This window comes from Halomonas sp. (genome assembly GCF_033549285.1).
GTDB lineage: Bacteria > Pseudomonadota > Gammaproteobacteria > Pseudomonadales > Halomonadaceae > Halomonas.
On sequence record NZ_JAWSUJ010000201.1, the window covers coordinates 1 to 625 of the forward strand.

The following is a 625-nucleotide window of genomic DNA, read 5'->3' on the forward strand; positions in this document are numbered from 1 at the left end:
GCTTGGGTGTCAGGTTCTTGTTGTCCAGGCTCTTCAGCAGGGCCCAGCGCAGCGACTTGGGGTGTCCCTGCTCCCGGCGCTCCTTCTTGCGCACCTCGTCCAGCCGCTTGGTGAAGGTCTGCACGATATGAAACCAGTCGACCGTGACCTCGGCCTTGGGAAGGTGCTCTGCCACGCCGCTCAGGAAGGCGTTTGACATGTCGCAGACGACTTCGACCACGTTGTCCGGGTCGCCGCCATGGGCCGCCAGGAAGGCGCTGAAGGCCTCAATGGCCTCCTTGCCGTGGCCGGGGACGGCAAAGATCACCGGTTCCCGTTTGCGCTGCATGTCGAGAAACACCGTCACGTAGCGCTGGCCGCGCCGGGACGCGGTTTCGTCGACGCCGACGGTGGCTACGTTGCTCAAATCCAGCTCCCCGAGCATGCGGCCAACGTAGTGGTGGACGATGCGCCACAGTCGCTTGTCGGAGATCTCCAGCTGCCGGGAGACGGCCAGCACCGGCATCTCCTTGACCAGCGACATGGCGGCTTGCTCGAACAGCAGGGTGAAGTCGCTGCCCGGTCGCGCCCAGGGCACCTCGATGCGTTTCACACCATGCTCGGGGCACTTGGTGCGAGGCACGCG

Annotated in this window: 1 protein-coding gene; it reads right to left on the reverse strand. The window is 65.1% G+C overall.

The window, feature by feature from the left end; translation table 11 throughout:
• A partial coding sequence (locus tag SCI24_RS21420) for a transposase (protein ID WP_318727287.1) occupies window positions 1-625 on the reverse strand: 625 nt, incomplete at both ends.